The following is a 5,229-nucleotide window of genomic DNA, read 5'->3' on the forward strand; positions in this document are numbered from 1 at the left end:
CCCTTTCATGACATTTGGGCCAGGCGGACCGCGACCGCCATCCGGAGCAACTGTCCGTACTCCGCCGATTACCGCCCCGACCTCCGGGTACTTCGTTGCTCTCCCACCGCGCTGCCGTCACGACCGGGCGATAGGGTCCGTTGAACCGCAGTCAGGTGTAGGAGGTCAAGGGTGCCCGGAAACGGTCTGTGGCGTACGAAATCCATCGAGCAGTCCATCGCGGACACCGACGAACCGGGGACCAAGCTCAGGCGGAACCTGAGCGCGTGGGACCTGACCGTCTTCGGCGTCGCCGTCGTCATCGGTGCCGGAATCTTCACCCTCACCGCGCGCACGGCAGGCGACTACGCCGGTCCGTCGGTGTCGCTTTCGTTCGTCTTCGCCGCCATCGCCTGCGCGCTGGCGGCTCTGTGTTACGCGGAATTCGCGTCGACCGTCCCGGTGGCCGGGAGCGCGTACACGTTCTCCTACGCCACCTTCGGCGAGTTCATGGCGTGGATCATCGGCTGGGACCTCATCCTGGAGCTCGCGGTCGGCGCGGCCGCGGTGTCGAAGGGCTGGTCCGCCTACCTCGAAACCGTGCTCTCCTACATCTTCGGCAAGGGCACGAAGACGACGTTCGAGATCGGCGGTGTCCCCGTCGACTGGGGCGCCCTGATCGTGGTGCTGGTGCTGGCGACCCTGCTCGCCCTCGGCACGAAGCTGTCTTCGCGGTTCTCGATGGTGATCACCGGGATCAAGGTCGCGGTGGTGCTCTTCGTGATCGTGCTCGGCATCTTCTACATCAAGGGCTCCAACTACAGCCCGTTCATCCCGGAGGCCCAGAGCGGCGCCGAAACGGGGGCCACGGGGGTCGACCAGTCGCTGTTCTCGGTGTTCGCGGGCAGCAGCAGTAGCTCGTTCGGTGTCTTCGGCCTGCTGGCCGCGGCGTCGCTGGTGTTCTTCGCGTTCATCGGTTTCGACATCGTCGCGACCACCGCGGAGGAGACCCGCAACCCGCAGAAGGCCGTGCCCCGCGGCATCTTCGGCTCGCTCGCCATCGTCACGGTGCTCTACGTCGCCGTGTCGCTCGTGGTCGTCGGCATGGTGAACTACAAGGAGCTCGCCACCTCGGCGGGTGACGGCGGCAAGAAGACGCTCGCGTCCGCGTTCGCGGCCAACGGTGTCGACTGGGCGGCCAACATCATCTCCGTCGGTGCCCTCGCCGGTCTGACGACCGTCGTCATGGTCCTGATGCTGGGCCAGATCCGGATCATCTTCGCGATGTCGCGTGACGGCCTCATGCCGCGTTCGCTGGCGAAGACGGGTGCGAACGGCACGCCGAAGCGGGCGACCATCGTCGTCGGCGGACTGGTCGCCGTCGCCGCGACCTTCTTCCCGGCCGACAAGCTGGAAGAGATGGTCAACGTCGGCACGCTGTTCGCCTTCATCCTCGTGTCCGCGGGCGTGATGGTGCTGCGCAAGACCCGGCCGGAGCTGCCCCGCGCCTTCCGGGTGCCGTGGGTGCCGGTGGTCCCGATCCTGGCGATCCTCGCCTGCCTGTGGCTGATGCTGAACCTGACCGTTTTGACCTGGTTGCGGTTCATCGCGTGGATGGTGCTGGGTGTCCTCATCTACTTCGTCTACAGCCGTCGCCATTCGCTGCTCGGCAAGCAGAAGAAGGACGAGGCGCCGACGTCCGTTTCGGACTGATCATTCTCGTTTCGACGGCCCACCATTCCTTTGTGGATGGTGGGCCGTTCGCATGTCCGGTCCGTCCGGTCTCGGGGAGATAACACCTGGGGGTCCAGCTACCGCCGTAAAATCCGTGTGCGATACCGTCCGGGACCTTGCCTCCCCCTGATGGGTTAACGCGACTCCTGCGGATGTACCGCGAGTTGACCGCGTTCCCTCGGAGGTGGCATCACGCTTCGCTCGTTTGTCCCCCGATCGGTACAGGAGAGCTCCGAATGCAGATCAAGCCCAGACGGCGTGTCCGTTCCGCCGTCACCGTCGTCGCCCTCGCCGCCGTGGCCCTCGTCGGGACCGCGGGCACCGCCCTCGCGACCCGCAGCGACGACCGCGCGACCCAGGTCGTGGGCAGCAACGCCACCACCTGCGAAGGCGCCAAGGTCCCGGGCAAGCTGATTCCCACCTCGGAGCTGACCTTCACCGGCGGCGACAAGGAGCTGTCCCTCGACATCACCGCGGTTGCCAAGGGCGTCACCGTCACGGCGATCGTGGTCAAGGGCGGCCACGGCTACAACGTCTACGTGCCCGGCGAGAAGGGCCTGCCCGAGAACCCGCCGTGGACGAAGCTGCGTTCGCCGCTGAACAAGGGTGACCAGCAGGCGGCCATCAGCCACTGGTTCGTCTGCGGTGAGAAGAAGACGCCGACGTCCGAGCCGACGAAGCCGAGCGAGCCGACGAAGACCACCACGGCCAAGCCGCCGACGACGGCTCCGCCCTCGCCGGACAAGCCGTCCCAGACGTCCGAAGCCCCGAGCACCACCGCCCCGGCCCCCGTGGTCGACGGCAACGGCGGCAACGGTGGCGGCCTCGCGGACACCGGTTTCGACAACGCCTGGCTGCTGTGGGCCGGTGGCCTGCTGGTCCTGGCCGGTGCCGGCGTCCTGGTCCTGCTGCGCGTGCGCCGCGGTAAGACCGACTGAAATTAGCTGACGCCTGAAGGCCCTCTTCCTCGCGAAGGGGGCCTTCAGCGCATCTGCGGGAAGTCCCCGAACAGCGAACCCTGCTCGCCCCAAGGGTTCTTCGGGCGGGGACGGCCGAGGCCGGCGGCCATCGCGACGGCGTTGTCCCATTCGGCGTCGACGACGTAGTCCGTGTGCTTGAGGACGCCGGGTGCCCAGCGGTGCCGTCCGGTCGGGCCGCGCATCGGGTCGGGCAGCCAGTGATCGCCGCCGAGCACCAGGACACCCTGATCGTCGGGTTCGGCGGCCAGCGGTCCGGTCCCGCCGCCGGGCAGGTAGCCGTCGCCCAGCAGTTTCCCGCCCACCACGCGATGCCGCCACGTCGTGACGCCGCCGCCGAAGATGTCCGTGCCGCGGCACAGCGCGCGCCAGCGACCGTCGAGACCTTCGTACAGCCCGGCCAGCTGGTTCTGCGGCAGCATCGCGGGGAAGGCGCGCTGATAGCCCCATTGCAGTGGTGAGCCCGCGGTCAGCAGCCCGACGCGGTCACGGTCCTCCGGCGGGAGGTCGGCGATCACGCGCGCGGCCGCGAGCACGGTCAGCAGACTGCCGAGGTTGTAGCCGGACAGCACGACCCGCGTGCCGGGATCGGCCAGGTGTTCCTTGACCCGGTCCGCCAGTTCCGGGACGACCCGGAGCGCGTAACTCGGCGGCACGGTCGGATGAGCGGCACGCGGCCAGAAGCACACGAGATCCGCCAGCGCGCCGAGGTGACGGCTGCGTTTGGGAGTGGTCGCGGCGGCGAACACGACACGCAGCAGCCCCGCCGCCATCGCGCCGAGGGCGAACACGCCGATCGCGGAGATCGGCTTGGACCAGGCACCCAGCGGGCCGAAACCGAAGCGCAGCACCAAGAGCACGCCGCCACCCACCGCCATCGCGAGTGCCACGGTGAGCGCGAGATGGTGCAGATGCTTGCGTTCCCACGAGGCACGGGCCCATACCCGGGCGGCCTCCTCTTCCTGCGCCTTGCTGATCTCCATGAGCGCGACGATCTTCGGGATACCACGGCGCAGCCGCCGCAACGGGACGGCGACCGCGAAGCCCAGCACACCGAGCACGAGGGCGAGCGCGAGACCGGCGCCCCACAGCACGGTCACCAGGGAGTAGGTGTCGGGCAGACGGAGTTCGTTCGCGCCGACCAGTTGCCGTAGCGCGACCGCGAGGCCCGCGCCGAACCCGCCGCCGAGCAGCCCGGCCAGCGCGACGACCGGCGCCGCGGCCCAGCCGCCGAGCCAGGGCCGCAGCCGGTGCGGCAGATGCTTCCACGTCGATCGGCCGAGCAGGGCCGCCGGGACGAGCATCAGCGCGAACAACACGGTGACCGTGACCATCGCCGCGCCCAGCGCTTCGACCGTCCCGTCGGCTCCGCCGAGCCCTCCGCCCGGCAGGCCGGCGGGCAGCGGTGTCCGGCGCACGAGGGCGATCCCGACCAGCACGACGGCGAACGCGATCAGCCCGCCGCGGATCACCGGCCCGGCCGAGAAGCCGACCGTCGAGGCCACCAGCGCGGCGAAGACGAGCGCCAGCGCGCAGATCCAGACGATCAGGTCGAAGGTCGCGGACGGCAGCCGGAACGGCCCGCCGAGCAACGGAAGCGCGACACAGGTCAAGGCGGCGACGGTGTGCAGCGTGCGCAGCCCCGGCGTCCGCGGCAGGTCCTGCGGCTGCAGGGGGCTCGAACTGTGGGCCCGGTGCACCCTGTTCCGCGAACGCCAGTCCGACGAAGGGATCCGGTCGAGCACGAAGATCAGCACCAGCAACGGCAGCACACCGATCGCCGTCCGCAGCGGCGCGAAATCGCGCAGGAACGACGGCGCTCCTTCGAGACAGGTCGAGCCCGGCGCGAGACACTGCGCGGCGAAGAGGTCGAGCGAGACCACCGCGAGCTGGCTGATCAGCAGCATCGTCAACAGCAGCGAGGCAACCCGCAGCAGCCCCCGGCAGGCGCCGCCGAGCAGCGCCGCGGACCGCCTGCCCTCCGGGACCGGCGGCAGCATCCAGTGCGCGACGTTCGCCAGCGAGAACGGGAACAGCAGCGCCCACGTCGCCTTCGCAGCGCCTCCGGAGGTCATGCCGCTCCACAGGTAGCCTTCGAGGATGCGCGGGATCGAACGGCCGAGCGCGGGCAGCACCGGACCGGGAGCGGGGCGGCGCAGCCGGTCCGACGGCCGGATCAGCCTGCCGACGCCGTCGCCCGCGACGTCGACCACCGACGTCGAATCCAGCAGGCTTTCACCGCTCGTGCCCACTAGCCCGGGTACGCGTATTTCGACGACGCGGGTATCGGGACCCGGCATGACCACGGTGAAGCCTCCAAACCGTTCCAGTGGGGACTGAACCGACAACGGTACTGTTCAGATGTCATCCAACCTTGGAGGAAGCGCGCATATGACCCCCGAAAGCGTTGCCAAGCGGCACGACACCCGCAACGGCATCGAGTTCGCCGTCGCCGATCTCGAGGCCGCCGAGTTCGGCCGCAAGGAGATCCGCCTCGCCGAGCACGAGATGCCGGGCCTGATGGCGCTGCGCCGCGAAT

The 5,229-nt window shown here is 69.3% G+C and carries 4 protein-coding genes; 3 read left to right on the forward strand and 1 reads right to left on the reverse strand.

The window, feature by feature from the left end:
* Positions 1-171: 171 nt before the first annotated feature.
* Positions 172-1,692: an amino acid permease gene (locus AVR91_RS39870; protein WP_016337102.1), complete on the forward strand. Its 1,521-nt coding sequence runs from the start codon at positions 172-174 to the stop codon at positions 1,690-1,692.
* Positions 1,693-1,949: 257 nt separating this feature from the next.
* Positions 1,950-2,651, forward strand: coding sequence for an LPXTG cell wall anchor domain-containing protein (locus tag AVR91_RS39875; protein WP_063277756.1), 702 nt, complete (start codon positions 1,950-1,952; stop codon positions 2,649-2,651).
* A 44-nt stretch (positions 2,652-2,695) separates the two neighbouring features.
* On the opposite strand, the gene AVR91_RS39880 is transcribed toward AVR91_RS39875, so the two are convergent.
* Complete coding sequence (locus AVR91_RS39880; protein WP_063277755.1) at positions 2,696-4,990, reverse strand: hypothetical protein; 2,295 nt, start codon at positions 4,988-4,990, stop codon at positions 2,696-2,698.
* 91 nt (positions 4,991-5,081) lie between these two features.
* On the opposite strand from AVR91_RS39880, the gene AVR91_RS44055 reads away from it, so the two are divergent.
* Positions 5,082-5,229: adenosylhomocysteinase (locus tag AVR91_RS44055; RefSeq protein ID WP_394329982.1), on the forward strand; the 148-nt coding region annotated here is incomplete at its 3' end.

The organism is Amycolatopsis keratiniphila subsp. keratiniphila (genome assembly GCF_001620365.2).
Lineage (GTDB): Bacteria > Actinomycetota > Actinomycetes > Mycobacteriales > Pseudonocardiaceae > Amycolatopsis > Amycolatopsis keratiniphila.

What these genes read in the sequence shown, in the direction of transcription:
- AVR91_RS39875 (WP_063277756.1), top strand. Translation starts at nt 1,950, where the DNA reads ATGCAGATCAAGCCCAGACGGCGTGTCCGTTCCGCCGTCACCGTCGTC.
- AVR91_RS39880 (WP_063277755.1), bottom strand. Translation starts at nt 4,990, where the DNA reads ATGCCGGGTCCCGATACCCGCGTCGTCGAAATACGCGTACCCGGGCTA.